At 71.4% G+C, this 17,764-nt stretch carries 13 protein-coding genes; 3 read left to right on the forward strand and 10 right to left on the reverse strand.

What is annotated here, in order from left to right:
- The 8 genes from VE326_09870 to VE326_09905 all read right to left on the reverse strand — a co-directional run.
- Positions 1 to 1,235: hypothetical protein (locus VE326_09870; protein ID HYJ33513.1), on the reverse strand; the 1,235-nt coding region annotated here is incomplete at its 3' end.
- Between the two features lie 13 nt (positions 1,236 to 1,248).
- The gene (locus tag VE326_09875; protein ID HYJ33514.1) at positions 1,249 to 2,178 is read right to left on the reverse strand and encodes an energy transducer TonB; all 930 of its coding nucleotides are present in this window, start codon (positions 2,176 to 2,178) and stop codon (positions 1,249 to 1,251) included.
- Positions 2,175 to 2,597, reverse strand: coding sequence for a biopolymer transporter ExbD (locus VE326_09880; protein ID HYJ33515.1), 423 nt, complete (start codon positions 2,595 to 2,597; stop codon positions 2,175 to 2,177). The genes VE326_09875 and VE326_09880 overlap by 4 nt, the downstream gene beginning before the upstream one ends.
- Before the next feature lies 1 nt (position 2,598).
- Positions 2,599 to 3,012 (reverse strand): biopolymer transporter ExbD, encoded by a 414-nt coding sequence (locus tag VE326_09885; protein ID HYJ33516.1) that lies wholly within the window; start codon positions 3,010 to 3,012, stop codon positions 2,599 to 2,601.
- A 9-nt stretch (positions 3,013 to 3,021) separates the two neighbouring features.
- On the reverse strand, positions 3,022 to 3,663 hold the full coding sequence (locus VE326_09890) for a MotA/TolQ/ExbB proton channel family protein (GenBank protein ID HYJ33517.1): 642 nt from the start codon (positions 3,661 to 3,663) through the stop codon (positions 3,022 to 3,024).
- Positions 3,664 to 3,692: 29 nt separating this feature from the next.
- Positions 3,693 to 6,827 (reverse strand): tetratricopeptide repeat protein, encoded by a 3,135-nt coding sequence (locus VE326_09895; protein HYJ33518.1) that lies wholly within the window; start codon positions 6,825 to 6,827, stop codon positions 3,693 to 3,695.
- A gap of 28 nt (positions 6,828 to 6,855) precedes the next feature.
- Positions 6,856 to 8,112, reverse strand: a complete 1,257-nt coding sequence (locus tag VE326_09900) for a PorV/PorQ family protein (protein ID HYJ33519.1) — start codon at positions 8,110 to 8,112, stop codon at positions 6,856 to 6,858.
- A 17-nt stretch (positions 8,113 to 8,129) separates the two neighbouring features.
- On the reverse strand, positions 8,130 to 11,147 hold the full coding sequence (locus VE326_09905; protein HYJ33520.1) for a FlgD immunoglobulin-like domain containing protein: 3,018 nt from the start codon (positions 11,145 to 11,147) through the stop codon (positions 8,130 to 8,132).
- A gap of 433 nt (positions 11,148 to 11,580) precedes the next feature.
- On the opposite strand from VE326_09905, the gene VE326_09910 reads away from it, so the two are divergent.
- Complete coding sequence (locus VE326_09910; GenBank protein HYJ33521.1) at positions 11,581 to 12,606, forward strand: NAD-dependent epimerase/dehydratase family protein; 1,026 nt, start codon at positions 11,581 to 11,583, stop codon at positions 12,604 to 12,606.
- 27 nt (positions 12,607 to 12,633) lie between these two features.
- Here the strand turns inward: VE326_09910 and VE326_09915 are convergent, their stop codons facing one another.
- Together VE326_09915 and VE326_09920 are read right to left on the reverse strand one after the other, a co-directional pair.
- Entirely contained in the window at positions 12,634 to 14,805 is a 2,172-nt protein-coding gene (locus VE326_09915) for an ATP-binding protein (GenBank protein HYJ33522.1), read from the reverse strand.
- Positions 14,806 to 14,870: 65 nt separating this feature from the next.
- Positions 14,871 to 16,451, reverse strand: a complete 1,581-nt coding sequence (locus VE326_09920) for an OmpA family protein (protein HYJ33523.1) — start codon at positions 16,449 to 16,451, stop codon at positions 14,871 to 14,873.
- A gap of 155 nt (positions 16,452 to 16,606) precedes the next feature.
- On the opposite strand from VE326_09920, the gene VE326_09925 reads away from it, so the two are divergent.
- Both VE326_09925 and VE326_09930 read left to right on the forward strand, forming a co-directional pair.
- Positions 16,607 to 17,059: a GatB/YqeY domain-containing protein gene (locus VE326_09925; protein HYJ33524.1), complete on the forward strand. Its 453-nt coding sequence runs from the start codon at positions 16,607 to 16,609 to the stop codon at positions 17,057 to 17,059.
- 257 nt (positions 17,060 to 17,316) lie between these two features.
- The coding region (locus VE326_09930) for a hypothetical protein (protein HYJ33525.1) at positions 17,317 to 17,764 on the forward strand (448 nt) is incomplete at its 3' end.

Consider the following 17,764-nt stretch of genomic DNA (forward strand, 5'->3'; position numbering starts at 1 on the left):
GGGGCGTCGGGCTCGACAGAAGCCACGGCCTGCACGCGCGTGGGGTCGCCGATCGTGAGCGCTGCGATCCACGCCGCGACCTGCTTGGCGGTGGCGTTCGCGTATTCGTAGGTGCGGCCGGTCACGTCGACGCGGATCGGCTGCGAGACGCGCGGCGACTGGTTGAGCGTGCTCGCCGCCTCCAGAACGATCGGAGGCGCGGGCCGCGTCGCGGCGCCGGTCGGCCCGTAGGCCGTCGCGACGGCGCCCTCCTGCAGCGTCTGGGCCGAGAAGACCAGCGTGGGTCCGAGCGGCGAGTCGAGCCGGTAGGCCGACACCTTGAACCCCTGTCCGACGAAGTTCCGCTTGTTGCCCGCCTTATCCACCGCCTCGAAGACGTAGGAATAGGTGATGCCCGGCGTGACCGGAGCTCCCGAGAGAGCGCGTCCGTCCCAGACGATCTCCTTGGGCGCCTCGCCCTTGCCGCCGAACTGCGCCACCGTCTGGCCGTGCGAGTCAGCCACCGTCAGCTTCCACCGCTCGGTGCCGCGCACGTTGGGCTGGAAGCGCGCCACCGACCCGCTCGCGAACTGCCGAAGCCAGGGCCGCCCCGTGTACGGGGAGCGCTCGCTCGCCGAAACCGCGAGAAATCCCGTCGTCAGGTCGGGCGGCGTGCGGTCCAGCACGTCCTCCGCCGTCCCGAAGTCCAGCCCGTTCACCTTCGCCGGGTCCAGCTGCAGCGCAAGCGGCGGCCGCTCGATCTCCACGTGCACCCGATCCTCCCCCTCGATCGTGAGCGAGCGGAGGTCGGTGCGCTCGGCGCCGCCCTTGATGGTGTAGCCCTTCTCGCCGTCCTTGGCGTCGGGAGCCGGCGCGTCGGTCGCCCCGGTCGCCGGTGCCGCCGGCGCGGCGCTCGCCGTCGCCGGTCCCTTGGCGTCCGCAGCGGGCGCCTTCACGGCCTCGTTCGGGGCCGGAGCGGGCTTGGCGGCGCTCTTCTTCGTCCGATGGGACTTGGACGGCACGGCCGCCGGCTTCGCGGCAGGCGCCTTCGCGGCGGGCGTGCCCGGCACTGCAGCCGAGGTCTCGGGCCCCGCGGCCGTCGGCGTCACGACGCTCACCGTGCCGACGGAGACCGAGGGCTTCGTCGTTCCCGCCGTCCCGGTCGTTCCGGCGGTCGCGCGGTGCGCGACGAAGAAGAGCGTCAGCGCGGCCGCGGCGGCAGCCGCGACGGTGTCACGAAAGGTTCGCAGGTTCATCGCGTCTCCTCGATCAGCCGGCGTCGCGAAGCCGGAAGTGGAAGGTGATCGTGCCCCACTGTTCGCCCGTCCGTCCGCCGCGAAGCGGCTCGAAGAGCCAGCCCCGGAGCGCGGTGCGCGCGTTTTCGTCGAAGTCGCCGAAGCCGGCCGTCTTCTGGATCACGACGTTCTCCTTCACGGTGCCGTCGGAGCGCACCACGAAGTAGAGCGTCACCGACCCCTCGACCGCTTCCTTCTTGGCCCATTCCGGATATTCCGGCACGACCGTCTGGAGCACCGCCCGGTCGGCGATCGGTCCCGCCACCGAGGCGCCCGCGATGGTGCGGCGCGCCGTGGCGTCGCCCACCTGCGCCGGAGCCGATGCGACGGTCTTCACCGCGGGAAGCGTGGCCGGCGCCGTTCCGGCGCCGCCGCCCCCGCCGCGGCTCAAGGGAAGCGCGCCCGCGCCGCCCAGGGCGCCGCCCCGGGAGAGCGCCACCGGCACCCCCATTCCCATGCCCTTCGCGGTCACGGGGCCGCTGCCGAAGACCGCGCTCGGCGGGGCGATCACCGTGCCGGGCACGGCGGGCCGCTCCTCCTGGGTCATCCGGGAGAGGCGCGCCGAGAGCTGGTCCGCGATCGAGGTCGGGCTCTGCGGGTCGAGCGTGATGTCGGCACGGTCGGCGCTGCGCTCGAAACGCTGGTCCACCTCGACTTTCCGAGGCGCGAGTCCCGGCCGCGGCGCGACGCGCGGCGCCGCCTCCGCGGGTCCTGCGTCGATCGTCGCCAGGTCGCCGGCCGAGAGCATCGTGATCTCGGTGATCGGGGGCGTCTCGATCGCCGAGGACTTGATCGTCGCGATCCAGAGGAAGAGGAGCGCGTGCAGCACGACGCTCGCGGTCATGGTGCGGCGCGTGCGCGTGTGGCACTGGGCGAGATCGAGATGGAGGGTCGCGGCGGTCATCGGACGGTCTCCGTCTTCTGGCGGGTCGCGAGCGCGATCCGCGCCGCGCCGGCCTCCCGGGCGTCGGCCAGGAGCTCCTTCACCACCGAGTAGGGCGCGTCCTCGTCGGCGCGCACCACCACGAGCACGTTGTCGTTCCCTTTCTGTTGCAGGCGATCGCGGATCGCCGCGACCAGCGTCTCCTTCGTGACGCGCGTCTCGTCCAGGGCCAGCTCGCCCGACGAGGACAGCGTGATGCTCAGGTTGCGCTCGTCTTCCGACTCGCGCGTCTGGGCCTGCGGCAGGTTCACCGGCAGGTCGGAGACGGCCAGCATCGGAGCCGTGACCAAGAGGATGATCACGAGCACCAGCGCGACGTCGATGATCGGCGTGACGTTGACCTTGGTGATCAGCGTCTGCCGCGGCGTGAAGCTCCGCATCTCACCCTCCCACGACCGCGATCTGCGCGGCCCCGCACTGCTTGGCCTCATCGAGAACGCCCACGAACGCTCCATTGGACACGTTGTCCGCGCAGTGGACGATGACCGCCTTCGTGGAGCTCAGCTGCAGCAGCGGCTTCAACAGGAGCGGCAGGTCCTTGCGGACCACCGTGGTCCGGTTCACCGTCACCGTGTCCGCGGAGACGATGGAGATCTCCACCCGCTCCGACTTGGCCGCGATCGCCGCCGCCTTGCCCGCCTTGGCCGCGTTCTGCACGCCGATGCTCGACTGGAACGCCATCGGCGTGGCGACCATCAGGATCACGACGAGCACCAGGCAAACGTCGATGAGCGGAGTCATGTTCGGCTCGAAGATCGACTCCGGATTGCGCATGCGCCATCGGCGACCGGCCATGGGGATCTCCTAAGCGGCCCGGTGGGCCTGGTGCGTGGAGGAGCCGGCGTTCATGCGGATCGTACGGGCGTTGTTCTCGGCCACGGTCAGCATGACGCCCATCCGGCGAACGAAATGGTTGTAGACGATCACCGCCGGCACCGCGACGCAGAGTCCCGCCGCCGTCGTGAAGAGCGCCTCGGCCACGCCAGCCGCGACCACGGACGGTCCGGCCGATCCGGTCCGCGCCATGTCGTGGAACGCGCGCATGATGCCCCACACCGTTCCGAGGAGGCCGATCAGGGGTGCGGTGTTGCCCATCGTTCCGATGAAGCCCAGATTCCGGTCCAGCTGCATCCGCTGCTCGCTCAGGGCGATGTGCATCTTCTCCTCGATCACGCCCTCGGGCTGGTCGAGGTTCTTCACCAGCTCCGCCGCGACCGGGCCCATCGGATGCGGATTCGACGTGAGCACCCGGACCGCTTCTTCGCGGTTGCCCGAACGCACGGCGACCAGCGCCGACGCGAGCAGGGCGTCGGGGTTGCCGCGCCGCTTCCAGTAGTAGAGCGCGCGCTCCAGCGCGAAGCCCGCGGTGAGCACGCTGCAGAAGAGGATGACGACCATCACGGGACTCGTCCGCATGGCCTGGATCCAGTCGAAATTCTCGAACATCGTCGTCTCGCTCCTTTCGGTGTTCGGGACTAGCGGGTCGTGCGGCTCGAACGAAGCTGGGACGCGCGGCCGGCCGCGGCCTGCGCCAGCTCCCGGTCCTTCGAGTACGAAGCGATGTCCTGGTAGGCGGCCATCGCCTTCCCGAACTCGCGCTTGGACTCGTAGATCGCCGCCAGGCGGGCGACGGCCGAGAGGCGGAACGCGTTCCGGCGGTCCACCGCCTGCGATGCGCGGATGTACCAGCGGGTCGCCTCGTCGATCTTCTGCTGCTCCTCGAGGCAGCGGCCGACGCGGAACCGGAGCTCGGTTTCGAGCGCGGCGCTCGGCTTGCCGTCCAGGGCCTTCTCAAACTCCGCCTGCGCGTCGGCGTAGCGCCCCGCGGTGTCGTGGATGTCGCCGAGCTGATAGGCGACTTCGTCGGCGCGGGAATCGGCCGGGCGCTCGGCGCGGTAGGCCTCGAGCGTGACGCGCGCCTCCTCGGTCTGTCCGAGGGAGCGCTGGCAGAGGGCCAGGTTGTACCGCGACGCGGCGCGAACGTCGGGCGCCGCGCTGTCCGCGAGCACCTGCGTGAAGGCAACCGCGGCGGGCGCGTATTCCTTGTTCTGGAACTGCTGGAGCCCCAGCTGGAACTGCACCGTCGGGCGCAGGTCGCTCTCGGGGAAGAAGGCCAGGAACTGCTCGGAGGCCTGCCGCGCCTCGGCCGGCTTGCCCGCCTTGTCCAGGGCGTCCGCCAGGAGGTACTGCGCCTGGTCCGCCGCCGAGTAGCCGGGGAACTGGCTCACGACGCGGCGGAATCCGTCCGACGCCTTGTCGTAGCGCTTCGCCTGATAGTCGTTCTTCGCGATCTGGAAGAGCGCGTCCGCGGCATACGCGCTGTTCGGATACTGCTCGACCAGCTGCGCGAGCACCGCCGTTCCCTTGTCGCTCTGGCCCAGGCGGTAGAGCGCGAGCTCGGTGCCGCGCTTCGCCTCCTTGGCATAGGGGCTATCGGGGAAGCGCGCCATCGCCTGCGAGAAGGCCTCGAGCGCGGCCGCGTCGTTGCCGGCGTTGTACTCGCACTGGCCCATGCGGAGCGTCGCGAGCGCCGCGGCGTCGGTCGTGGCGAAGTTCTCGAGGAGCCCGCGATAGCAGCGCTTCGCGTCACTGTAGCGCTGAGCCTGGAAGTAGAGGTCGCCCGCGCGCGCCCACGCCTTTTCGGCGATCGGGGCCTTGGAGCTGTCGCGAACGATCGCCTCCCAGTGGTCCACCGCGTCCCCCAGCCGGTTCAGGCGGACGTAGGCCAGCCCCGCCTGGTAGTTCGCCAGGTGGCGCTTCGGGCTCGCGGGGAAGCGCTTCAGGAAGTCCTCGTAGCCCGCGGCCGCCTCGCGATAGCGCTTCTGGTTGAAGCGGTCGTGCGCGATGTCCAGCAGCGCCCCGGCCACGACCACCTGGTCGGTGGCGCCGTAGCGCAGGACCAGCTTCTCCTCGGTCTGAACCGCGAGGCTGTCCTTGCCCTGCTGCGCGTAGGTCCAGGCGAGAAGCTTCGCCGCCGAGGCGCCGACCGGGTGGTCGGGGAAGTCGTGGATCAGCTTCTCCAGCGTCTCCTGCGCCTCGGGATGGCGCGACTGCGCGGCCATGGCGTCGGCGTCGATCAGGAGCGCATAGGCGCGCCAGGGATTGTGGCTGGGCGGCATCTTCTGCAGCAGGAGATGCGGCGCGCCGGCCACCTGGCCCAGGTCGCCCGCCGTCCGGTACGAATAGAGGAGCAGGCAGAGCGCCGCGTCGATCAGCTCCTGGCGCTCCGGCGTGATCGGCCGCACCGAGCGCGTGGAGTCCATGGCGCTCGCCACGTAGCGGTCGAGCACGATCTGGAAGTAGGGCGCCGCGGCGCGCGGGCGGTTCTGCGCGAGGAGGCCCACGCCGGCCATGTAGGCCGCGGCGGGCGCTTCGGGCTCGAGCGGATACCCCGACACCACGGCCTGGTAGGAGCCGGTCGCGTCGGACTTGCGTCCCAGAGCGTCGAGGCAGCGGGCCACCCGGTACTGCGCGCTGGCGGCCACCGAGTGCTGGAAGTAGTTCGTCAGGACCCGGTTCAGCTCGACGATCGCCTCGGCGTACTGGCCGCGGGTCGCGAGCATGTCGCCGATCAGGAACTGAGCGCGCGCGGCCTGGTCGGTCCCGGGCCGGCGCTCGACGATGCCGTGGAAGAGGGCGAGCGCCGAGTCGGAGGCCCCGGTCAGGGAGACGGCTCCGGCGGCGCGCACCTCGGCCTCGGCAACCACGTTCGGATCCTTCGCCTGCTTCGCGGCGCGGGCGAACTCCTCGGCCGCGCTCCGGTAATCATGGGCGCGCAGGAACGCGTCGGCCTTGCCCAGCAGGGCCGGGTCGCGCAGAGGGGAATCGGGATAACGTCCCGCCACCTCCTGGAACGCCGCGGCCGACGCGAGCATCGAGCCGAGGCTCCGATGGCAGAGCGCCCGGAGATAGGCCGCCGCCGCGCCTCCGGCGCCGCCCGGCTTGGGGCCGACCAGCGCCAGGGCCTCGGCCGCCTTGCCGTTCGCGTAGAGCGCCGTGGCGCGCGCGAGCTGCACGCGGGCGTCGCCGGCGTACCAGGGCTGCTTGGCCAGGAGTGCCGCGAGCAGCTTCTCCGCCGGCGCGTTCTGACCGCGGCGGAGCGCGTTCCATGCCTGCGCGAGCTTCGCCTCGCCCCAGAGCGGGCTCTGCGGGAAGCGCTTCTCCCACTCGACCCACGCCTTGGCCGCGTCGGCGTCCTTGCCCTGCGCCTCCAGCGCCTGGATCGACTGGAGCTCCGCGTCATCGGCGTAGGGGCTCTTCCCGAGCCCGTCGGCCGACTGGTGGAGCGCTTCGGAGGCGCGCGCGACGTTCCCCTTCTCGAGGAGAATCTGCGCCCAGAGGTAGCGCGCGGCCTGGTTTTCGTCGTCGTTGCGCGCGCCCTTGGCGGCCTCCACCGCGAGATGGTCGGCCTGGTCGAGGGCCGCGGCGCGCGAGGCCTCGGGGAGGAGCCGCGCCGTCTCGAACGACAGCGCGGCGCCGCGAAGGCCCGCCGGCGGCGCCGGCGCTTCGGCCCGCGCCGGGGCGGCGATCGAAGCCGCCGCAAGCGCGAGAAGGAGGGCGGCGAGGCGCGCCGCGCGCGCCCCGCTCTGGCTGGTCGTCTGCTCGTCCATGTGCGTCATCGCCCTCGCCCCCGTGTGGTTACTGAACCGGAATGACCGGGACTTCGCCCTGCGGGCCGCCCGTCGAGATGGTGACCGCGCGCACGTGGCTCTCGATCACGCGTCCCTGCGTATCGGTCACGGTGAGGCGGTAGCGGTACGTGCCGTCCGGAAGCGGGAGGCCGGTCTCGTCCTTGCCGTCCCACTCGATGTGCGCGGGCGGAACGCCCTTGCCGCCGAACTTGCGGACCGTTTCGTCGGACTTGTTGATCAGCTCCAGCGCCCACGAGTCGGTCTCGCCCTTGGTGCGCGCGTTCAGGTCGATCTTGGTCGTCGCGCGCTCGCCGGTCGGTGAGAAGATCTGCGGATCGGCCTTGGCGCTCGCGAAGAAGCCGCCGAACCGGTAGGTGAGCCCGATCCGGTGCGTCAGGCCGAGCGGATGGTCGAGCACGCCGTAGTCGAACTGGTAGTGGCCGGCGAAGCGGTAGCTCATCCCGCCCGCGGGATTCTGGTCGTCCATGCCGACGCGGAGGGCGAACATCGGCTGGATCCAGTACTCCGACCCGCCGCGGAAGCGCACGCCCGGTCCCTGCGACTGGTCCACCTCGGCCGTGAGGAGGCCGCGGCCGCGCAGCACCGTGGCCGAGAAGCCGCCCCGGAACTCGATCGGATAGGTCTCCTTCGTGTCGCGGAGCGTGATGCCCGGGCCCGCCACGTTCAGGACCGAGGCGCCGACGCGGAGGTTCGGCGTCACGTTGGCCACGGCGCCCACGTCGAAGCCGATGCCGGTGCCGGTGAAGTCCTCGACCGTCTGGCGGATCATCTTCACGTTCGTGCCCAGCGCGAAGCGCGGGTTGATCGCGCGCGCCAGGGAGAAGATGTAGGCCGTCTCCCCCTCGCTGAAGGTGCCGAGCGGGTCGTTCAGCTCATTGGTCCGGTCGAACGCGCCGGAATGGAGCGAGATCACGCTCACGGCGAAGCAGGGAAGCTTGTTTCCCGGCACCGCGAAGTTGAGCGCGTTGATCGACGTGTCCTCGAAGAGCCGCGCCGACTCGAAGCGCGCCTCGTTCGGCACGAGGAGCGCCAGCCCGGCGGGATTCCAGGCGACGGCGGACGCATCGTCCGCGGCGCCGACGAACGCGCCGCCCAGACCGATCGTGCGCGCCGACACGTACTGCGACAACCAGGACCCGGGAGCGCCGCCCGTCTCGTCCTCGGCCCGCGCGGCGCCCGCCGTCAGGACGAGAGCCGCCGCGAGCGCGGCGCTCAGCATGTGATGACGCGACTTGACGAACATGGCTCGGCCTCCCCCGCTCACCGGACCACCGCGACTTTGCGGCGGATGACGTGCAGCGTTTCGCCCGTTCCCTGGGCCTCGATCAACACGACGTAGCCGCCCGACGCGACCACGTCGCCCTTGCCGTTCTTGCCGTCCCAGACGATCTCGTTCAGACCCGCGAGACCGCCGGTGACTCCCTTGTCGAAGAACATCCGCTTCACGAGCGAGCCGGTCTGCGTGTAGATCCGCATGGTCACCGAGGCGTTGTCGTCCAGCTTGTAGGCGATCGTCGTGCCCTCGGAGGGCGGATGGAACGGGTTCGGATAGTTCGTGGCGTAGCCGCCGCCCTTGGTCGGGTCGACGAACGCGGTCTCGAGATTCAGGTCGTTCTGCAGGGCCCCCGAGGTCGCCCGGATCTGGTCCATCTCGGGCTGGCGCGGGCTCAGGAAGTCGGCGCGCGCGTTGCCGTCGGTGGCAGTCGTCGTGTCGATGGGCGACAGGGTTCCCGTGCCGCTGAGGAGCGAGAAGACGACGGGCTGGTCGGGAACGCCGTTCTCGAACGCGTCGACGACGCGCGCGTTGACGGTCGCGTGCTTGTTGCCTCCGACCCAGCTCGGATTGCTGCTCATCCGGATGGCCGCCGGGTCGCCCGGCGTGATCGTGATCACGTTGCTCGTGGCCGGCGCGTTTCCGGCGTCGTCGTGCGCCTCGATGATGATCGGCTCGACGAACGTGTAGGTCTCGGAGATGGAGCGCTGGCCCTGGAGCAGCTGGAACTGGGTGTTCAGCAGCGTGCCGCGGCCCGCGGCCTGGCTGCCGGCGTTCTTGACGACGACGGTGACGAACGAGTTGATCTCCTGGATCACGCTCCCCGCGTCGTTCGTGACCTTGACGGTGAGCGTGAAGGGCTCGCCCGCCTTGGCCGTCGAGGGGGCGATGTCGGCCTGGAGATGGAAGCCGGTGGAGATGGCCCGCACCTGCGTCGTGCTGCCGGCCTTGCCCGCGTTGGTGACGTCGGTCGCCGAGATCTGCTGGAAGCCGCCCGTCGCGAGACGGACCGGCAGGTCGACCTCGCCGTTCACCATCGCCTGGTTCGGCGGCAGCTGCGCCAGGGGATCGCCCGACGTGATGTGGACCACGTCGGAGGCGCCGCCGACCGGATTGAACCACTGGTCGGTGGCGAGCACGGTCACGTTGAAGGCGTAGTTGATCGATTGGTCGGTCGGCGCCCCGGCGCGGCCCGTGGCCGTGCCCGGAGCGGGCGTCTCGCCCGGCGCCAGGATCAGCAGGCGCGCGAACGTGCCGCCGATCACGTTGACCTGCGACGACGTATTCGGCGTGATGCCCGAGTTGGTCGAGTCGCGCGCGGTGATCGTCTGGAGGCCGCTCTTGTGGAGCCGGGTCGGGATCAGCACCTGCCCGTTCACCAGCACCGTGTCGCTGGGCATCCACGCGAACGTGTCGGTCGACGTGAGCACGATCCGATCGTTCACGCCCGGCACCAGGTTCCAGTATTGGTCCACGGCGCGCACCGTCACCGTGAACGGATTTCCGGCGGTCTGGTTGGTCGGCGTGCCGGTCTTGCCCGAGGGCGTGCCGCCCAGCGCCGTCTCGCCGGGGAGGATCACCTGAAGGCCCGCGAACGGGCCCGGGTTCACGACGAAGGAGTTGCTCGTTCCCGTCTTGGGAGGCGCCGAGAAGTCCGCGCAGGTGAGCGCGACCGAGCCGCCTGCGCCCTGGAACGTGACGTTGCCCGTCCAGGTGCCGTTCGAGAAGGTGATGCTGGTCGGCGTGATGCTCTGGTTGCCGGTGTTGGCCTGGAGGATCGCGTCGCCGTTGTAGCCGGGGACCGTGTTGCTGCTGGCGTCCGTGGCGCGCACCGTGACCGAGACCGGCGTGCCCGCCGTGAGCGGGCCAGTGATCGTGTTGAAGACGAACTTGCTCACGCCGGCCGGGACCACCTGGATGCCGGCGCTCGTCATCGGCGTCTTCGAGCTGGTGAGGTCGGTCACCGTGAGCGTCTGCGTCCCGACCGTGTTCAGATGGACCGTGAACTGGCGGAAGCCGTTCGTCAGGGCGCCGCTCGTGTTGGTCGCGCCGTCGCTCGACGTGACGCGCACGTTGTCCGAGCTGGGGAGCGGGTTCCAATAGGGGTCGGTGGAGTAGACCGAGACGTTGAAGTTGGTCCCGGCGCCTTGCGTGGCCGGCGCGCCCGCGACGCCCGAGAGGCTGCCCGGGTAGGGGCTCTGGCCCGGCACGACGATCTGCACCCGGCTGAAGGTGCCCGGATGCACCGTGAACGGATCGCTGGTGCCGTTCTTCGTCGGATGCGCCTGATCGTAGGCGTAGACGTTCACGTTGCCGCGATTGATGCTCGTCTCGTCGGCGCGGTACATCGTGACGTTGCCGCTCCAGACGCCGTTGGTCATCGTGATGACCGAGTCGGGGCCGGGGCTGGCCGAGATCCGGCCCGGCCCGAACGAGGTGATCTCCTGCAGCACCACGGGGCCGGAGTAGCCGGCCACGGTGTTGCCCGAGGGATCCTTCGCGGTGACGGTCAGGGGCATCGAGGTTCCCGCGTACTGATTCTTCTGCGAGATGCCCGAGAAGACGAAGTGGTCGAGGATGCGGACCACCACCGCCGACGAGCTTCCGGGCGGGATCGTGTTGTCCGTCTGGTCATGCGCGCCGACGGTGAAGGTGCCCGCGGCGTTGATCGTGACCGAGAAGGTCCTCGTGCCGGAGACGAGCTGGGCCGGCGCGGGCAAGGTCGCGCTCGCGTCGGTCGCGTCGATCGAGATCGAATTCGAGTTCGTGGTGACCACGTTCCAGGACGCGTCGCAGGCGTTGACGGTCACCGCGAACGGCGTGCCCGTGATCTGGGCGCGCGGCGTGCCGCTCTTGCCGGACGCCGTACCGGGCGCCGCGGTCTCACCGGGCAGCAACACTTGAAGCCGCGAGTAGGGACCCGCCTCCGCGGCCGATGGCAGCAGGGCCCACGTCAGGAGCGCGAGCGCGAACACGGGCCACGCCCGCCAAGATGCTTGGCGCACGGCGACACCTCCAATGCGTTGGTCTCTTCGAATGGGCCGCAGAGAACACCGAAAATAGGTGTACTCGGGCCAGCGGCGCCCAGGGCGGACGCCTACCCGACGCCAGGGTCGGGTGCAGCCATCGTGCCGGGTGCGTCGAGCCGCCGGACGGGACGCGACGAGGCGCATCGAGGATGGTGCGCGGCCGCAGGTTACGCGGGGGCGCGTCCGGCGCACCGGGCTGGGATGCCGGCCAAGAGCGAGCCGGTCGGCCGGTCGCCGGCTGGTTTCAGCCAGCGCGCGTCGCGCAAGCTGCGCGAGTCGCAAGGGCGGGTCGTTGCGTTTCGCCGTCGGCGCCGGAGGCGGCAGGGGCGTTCGCGACAGCGATTCGGAAGTGCCGCGGACGCTCCGAATTCGGTAGAGTTAAGCACGCGCGCTCGCGCGCGATGACGCCATGCGAATTCCCTATCTCCCCGAACGCATCCTTCTCACGGGATCGACCGGCACCGTCGGGCGACTGATCGCCCCCGACCTGGCCGGATTCCGCGCGCCCCTGCGTCTCCTGGCGCGCCGCGGCGCCCTCCCGGGCGAGCCGCCGCCTCCGGCCGGGGCCGAGCTGCGGGTCGGCGACCTCGGGCGCCCCGCGTCGCTGCGGGGCATCGCCGATGGCTGCGACGTGGTCGTGCACGCGGCGGAGCGCACCGGTTTCGTGCGCTTCGATCGCGAGCGGCAGCGCCGCATCAACGTGGGCGGCACCGAGTCGCTGCTGCGCGAGGCGCAGAGCGCGGGGGTGAAGGCCTTCGTGCTGATGGGCTACACCGGCACGGTGCAGGAGCGCTCGGACCGGAGCGGCGACGTGGACGAGGAGACGCCGCCCGAGGGGGCCTACGAGTCGGACTACGTGCGCATGAAGACCGAGGCCGAGGCGCTCGTGCTGGAGGCGAACGGCGCGGGGGGGATGCGCACCCTGGTCGTGAGTCCCGGCGTGCTCCTCGCGCCCGGCGTGGAAACGATCCTCGGGGGGCTGATCGCGCTGTACGTGGCCGGGGAGCTGCCGTACCGGATCCTCGACGACGTCTGGCTCGCGATGAGCGACGGGCGCGATCTCGGCCGCTTCGTCGCGGCGGCGATCGGACGCGGGCACGGCGGCCGGAGGTATTTCGCCACGTCCAGCTGCATCCGCCTCGGGGACCTGTACGGGCGCCTCGCCGAGCTGAGCGGCATCGCCCCGCCGCGCCGGCGGCTACCCGACCTGCTGGTGGAGGAGCTCGGGCTGCTCACGCCCGTCCTCCCGCCGCATTCCTTCCTGCGCCAGCTCGTGCTCCCGCGGGAGCTGGTGCTGCACCTGCGCCGGCTGGCGCCGCTCCGGAATCCGAAGACGCTCGGCGACCTCGGCGTGGCGCCGACGCCGGTGGAGACGACCCTGGCGGACGCGGTGCGGTCGAGGGAAGCGGTCAGCCGGGAGGGAACGGCCGGGTAGCCGGAGGGAACGGCCGGGTCGCGCCCGCTACGCCGTCGCCGCGTTCCTTCTCGCGTCCAGCGTCTCGCGGACGCGCCGCGCCAGGATGAGCGCGGTGTAGGGCTTTTCGAGGAACGCGATGCCCGAGCCGTCGGCGGCGCCCGAGATCGCCTCCCGCAGCACGGCGTCGCGCGTGTACCCCGAGACGTAGAGCACGGGAAGGTCGGGGCGCTCGGCCGTGATCCTCCCGGCCAGCTCGCGCCCTCCCATCCCCGGCATCACCACGTCGGTCACCAGGATGTCGATCGCGGGGCGCCCCTCCTCGAAGAGGCGAAGGGCCTCCCGCCCGCCGGGTGCGGCGTGCACGCGGTATCCCAGCTCCGTGAGGACCTCGCGCCCCAGGGTGAGGAGCGCCGGGTCGTCCTCGACGAGGAGCACCGACTCGCGCCCCTCGGGAAGGCCGGCGGGGCGCGCCGGAGCCGGCGAGGCCGCGCCCTCCGCCCGAAGCTCGGGGAGCAGGATCTCGAACTCGGCCCCCGGGTCCCGGTTCGAGGCGCTCACGCGGCCCCGATGCTGGCGCACGATGCCGTAGACCGTGGCCAGCCCCAGTCCGGTGCCACGGCCGGGACCCTTCGTCGTGAAGAACGGCTCGAAGATGTGCTCGAGCGCCTCGGTATCGATCCCGCTCCCGGTGTCGGCCACGCGCAGGCGGACGTAGGAGCCGGCGACCAGGTCGGGCTCGGCCAGCACCTGCGCCGTCGCCACCTCGGCCCGGTCCACCGCGATCCGAAGCGTCCCGCCGTCGGGCATCGCGTCGCGCGCGTTCACCACCAGGTTCACGATCACCTGCTCGAGCTGCGAGGGGTCGACCCGCACCGGGCCCAGTCCCGGCGTCACATCCAGGTCGAAGCCGATGTCCTCGCCCGCGAGGCGCTGCAGCATCGGCATCAGGTCCCGGATCGAGGCGCCGAGGTCCACCAGCCGCGGCTGTGCCGGGCTCCGCCGGCTGAAGGCGAGGAGCTGCCGCGTGAGCGAGGCGGCGCGGTCGCCCCCTTTGTGGATCTCCTCCACGGCGCGGCGGTTCGGGTCGTCCGGCTTGAGGCGCGTGAGAAGCAGGTCGGCGTACCCGATCACCACGGTCAGGATGTTGTTGAAGTCGTGCGCGATTCCTCCGGCGAGCTGGCCCACGGCCTCGAGCTTCTGGGCGTGCCGGAGCTGCTCCTCCAGGCCCACCCGCTCCGTGACGTCGGTCTCGATCGCGTCCACGTGCACGCGTCCGTCGGCTTCGCGGCGCGGCACGAAGCGGCTCCGGTGCCAGCGGAAGATCTCCTTCGAGGACTCGTAGCGGAACTCGATCATCGCCGGCTCGAGGCGGAGCAGGCCGCGGAGCGCCGGAAGGACCACGTTCTCCCGGTCGTCATGGTGGATGCGCGCGTCCCAGAAGCCTGGGTCGCCCAGCAGATCGTCCAGCGGCACGCCGAACAGCCCCTCGGCGCCGAGCGAGAAGTACTGGTACTCCTCGACGCGCAGGTCTTCGCCGAGCGTGAAGGTGAAGAGCGCCGAGTCCAGGTTTCGCGCGATCGTCGCCTCGCGCGCGGCCGCGAGCCGCTGCTCAGCCAGCGCCCGCTCGCGGTCGGTCACGTCACGGAAGGTCCAGACCCGCCCCACCACCTCGCCGCGGAGCCGCTGCGGCCTCGAGAGGCGCTCGAACACCCGGCCGTCCTTGAAGCGGAGCACGTCGTGGCTCTCGGCGCCGGGGTTGGCGTAGAGCTGCCGGACGCGCGCGAGGAATGCCTCCGGGTTCTCCAGCTGGGCGAGCACCGTCTCCAGCGCGCGGTCGTCGTTGCGGCTCCGGATGATGTCGGCGGGGATGCGCCAGAGGTGCACGAAGCGCTCGTTGAAGCGGACGATCTTCCCGTTCCGGTCCACGACCAGCACCCCGTCGTTCGTGGACTCCAGCGTGGCCTCGAGAAGGGAGAGCGCGTGCTGGCGCTCGGTCTCGATCCGGTGGCGCTCGCCGGCCTCGGGCAGGCTCGCGCATTCCCGGGCGGGCCCCGGCTCATCCGGAGCCGGATGGGCCGGCTCGGAAGGGAGGGAAGCGGGCGCGGCGAGGGTCCGGGAGCGATCGGCGCGAGGACGGCGCGCCAATAGCGTCGTCGCCAGCAGTCCGGCGCCGGCGGCCAGGGCGGCGGCCGGGATCCATGCGGAGGAAAGGGGCACGGCGCGGTCCCTCCTGTCGCGCGCGGGCGGGTCTCGCGCTCCGTGCGCGCGGCCCGCCGGTCGTTCTAGTTGCCGCCCGGAGGCGGCGGGGTAGGCGGCGCTTCGCCGCCCGGTGGGGGCGGAGGCGTCTCGGGAGGGGTCCCCGGCGCCGACCCGGGCGCGGCCGACCCGAAGGAGGCGCGCCGCTGCCGCTCCTGCGAGAGCACGTTCGGATTCAGGACCTTGAACTCGATCCGCCGGTTTCTGGCGCGGTTTGCGGCCGAGCGGTTCGAGACGATCGGCTCGGTGTCGCCGTAGCCCGTGAGCGAGAAGTTCTTCGGATCGAGGTTCGGCGCCTGCTGGAAGAGATAGCGGGCGACCGCCTGCGCGCGCTGGGTTGAGAGCGGAACGCGATAGCCGGGCGCGACCCCGTCGTCCACGTGAGCGCCGATCTCGATCTTCAGCATCGGCCACTGCCGGAGCGCGATCGCGACCGAGTCGATGCGGGCCATCCCCTCGGGGAGGAGACGCGACGAGTCGGGCACGAACGCGAGGTCGGTGAGGCGGATCATCCAGTCTTGAAGGAGCTGCCGCTCGTATCGCGTGGGCTCGAGCGGGCAGCCGCCGGCGTTCACCGCCGCGCCCGCGGGCGTCGCCGGGCAGACGTCGATGCCGTCGGCGATGCCGTCGCCGTCGCTGTCGATCGGGCATCCCGACGCGTCCACCGTCGCGCCCGCGGGCGTGCCGGGGCATTTGTCCGGACCGTCGGCCACGCCGTCCTGGTCGGTGTCCAGGCTGCATCCCTTGGCGTCGACCAGGACGCCCTGCGGCGTGTCGTTGCAGGCGTCGATGCCGTCGGCCACGCCGTCCTTGTCGGTGTCCACGGGGCAGCCGCCGGCATCCACCACCGCGCCCGCCGGCGTGCCGGGGCACTTGTCGAGCCCGTCGAAGACCTTGTCCGCGTCGGTGTCGAGCGGGCAGCCGGTCGCGTCCACCACCGCGCCGTGCGGCGTCTCGTTGCACCGGTCGCGCTTGTCGGGAACCCCGTCTTCATCCGTGTCGCGCGAGCGTCCCGCGAAGAAGGCGGTCACGGCGCCGCTCGCGATGATGGCGTTCACGCGCGTATCGCGGCCGGGGCCGCCGTCCTGCTTGTAGGTCACGTCGCGGCCGTCCAGCCGGAAGCCGAGCTTCTCGCCCAGGCGCACCACGATGCCGCCGCCGAAGTGGAACGCGGAGTGGGAGGAGCTCCCGGTGACGCCGGTCCCGGCGACGTCGTCGCGCGAGACCTTGGCCGAACCGACGCCGCCGTAGACGTACGGGAGCGTCCAGCGATAGCGGTCGGGGGTGAGGATCAGCCCCGCGCCGTAGTGCGTGAAGGTTCCGCTTCCGATCGCCGGCGTCTCCAGCTTGGGCGAGGACCGGTGGAACATCCCCTCCACGCCGACCCAGCGGTTCAGGAATCCGGCGCCCCGCACGCCGTAGCCGAAATGATCTTGAAGCGCCTGCTCGGGATCGTAGAAGTCACCGGAGAGCTCGAGCGAGACCCAGGCCCGCTCCTCCACTGCTCGCGCGGGCCGCGGCGTCACGGCCGGGAGGAGTAGAAGGAGGAGCAGGAGCGGCCAGCGCGCAGCACGGACGAAGGGCGGACGGAGCACCCAAGGGATCACGGCTTGCCTCCGGAATCACTGATGCGATCGTGGGGGATGGAATCGGGCGGCAGTGTGGCCGTTTTCCTCGCCTATGTCAAGATTCTGTTATACTTTGCCGCCGAGCGACGCAGGGCGTCGCGAGCGATGTCGATCGGCGGACCAGGGGTGCGCGCATGCTCGAAGAACGGATCAACGAGGACATGAAGACCTCGCTCAAGGGCGGGGCGGCGGACCGGCTCCAGACCCTTCGCATGATGCGCAGCGCGATCCTTCTCGAAAAGAAGAAGGACGCCTCCATCCAGATCCTTCCCGACCCCCAGGTCCTCCAGGTGTTAACCTCCTACGCGAAGAAGCTGCGCGAGTCGGCCGCCGAGTTCGAGAAGCTCGGCCAGAAGGAAGCCGCGCAGAAGATCCAGACCGAGCTGGCGGTGGTCCAGGAATACCTGCCCTCGCCGCTCACCCCGGACGAGACGAAGACGTTGGTCGACGCAGTCGTCGCCGAGCTGGGCGCCTCCTCGCCCAAGGATCTCGGCCGCGTCATGAAGGAAGTCACCGCGCGCGCCCAGGGCCGCGCCGACGGCAAGGCGCTGAGCGATCTGGCGCGCCGCGCCCTCGGCATGGCGTGACCCGCGCGCACGGCTCGTGAGCGCCGTGTCGGGCGCCACGCCCTGAGCCGTCCACTCGACCACGCGCGAGACGCATGCAACGTGCGGCCTCCCGCGATGAGGAACATCCCCACAATATGATGAAGCCCAATCGCAAGAAGCGCGAACGCCCGCACACGTCCTCCACGCCCGGCACGCCGCGTCCGCCCGCCCCCCGGGGCGCCCGGCCGGGAAAGCCGCCGCGCGGACGGCCGCCGGGCCGGGACGACACTCCGGTGATGCGCGAACATCCCCAGTACGGAAGCCGGATCCCTCCCGAAGAGCTCGAGTTCATGCGCCAGCAGGCCGAGGAGCGGGCGCGCGAGCGCAAGAACCGCCCTCCGGGGACGCGCGCCATGGGACCGCGTCCGGGGGGAGCGGGTCGGTACGTCCCGCGGGACAGCGGACCGCGCGGGCCGCGGCCGCAGGGAGCGCCGCGCTACCCGGGCGCCCCGCCGCAGCGCACGCCCTACCGCACCGGCGGGCCACCGCAGGCCGGCCGCGCGCCCTACGGCAAGGATCGCCCCGCCGGACCGCGTGGAGGCGCGCCCTACGCGCCTCGCGACCGCGGCCCCTATCCGCCGCGGGACCGTGCCTCTTATCCCGCGCAGCGCGACCGGACCCCCTATCCGCCGCCGCGCGAGCGCTTCCAGGGTCCGCCCTCCGCGCGCCCCGAGCGCCGTCCGA

The organism is Candidatus Binatia bacterium (genome assembly GCA_035631035.1).
Taxonomy (GTDB): domain Bacteria; phylum Eisenbacteria; class RBG-16-71-46; order SZUA-252; family SZUA-252; genus DASQJL01.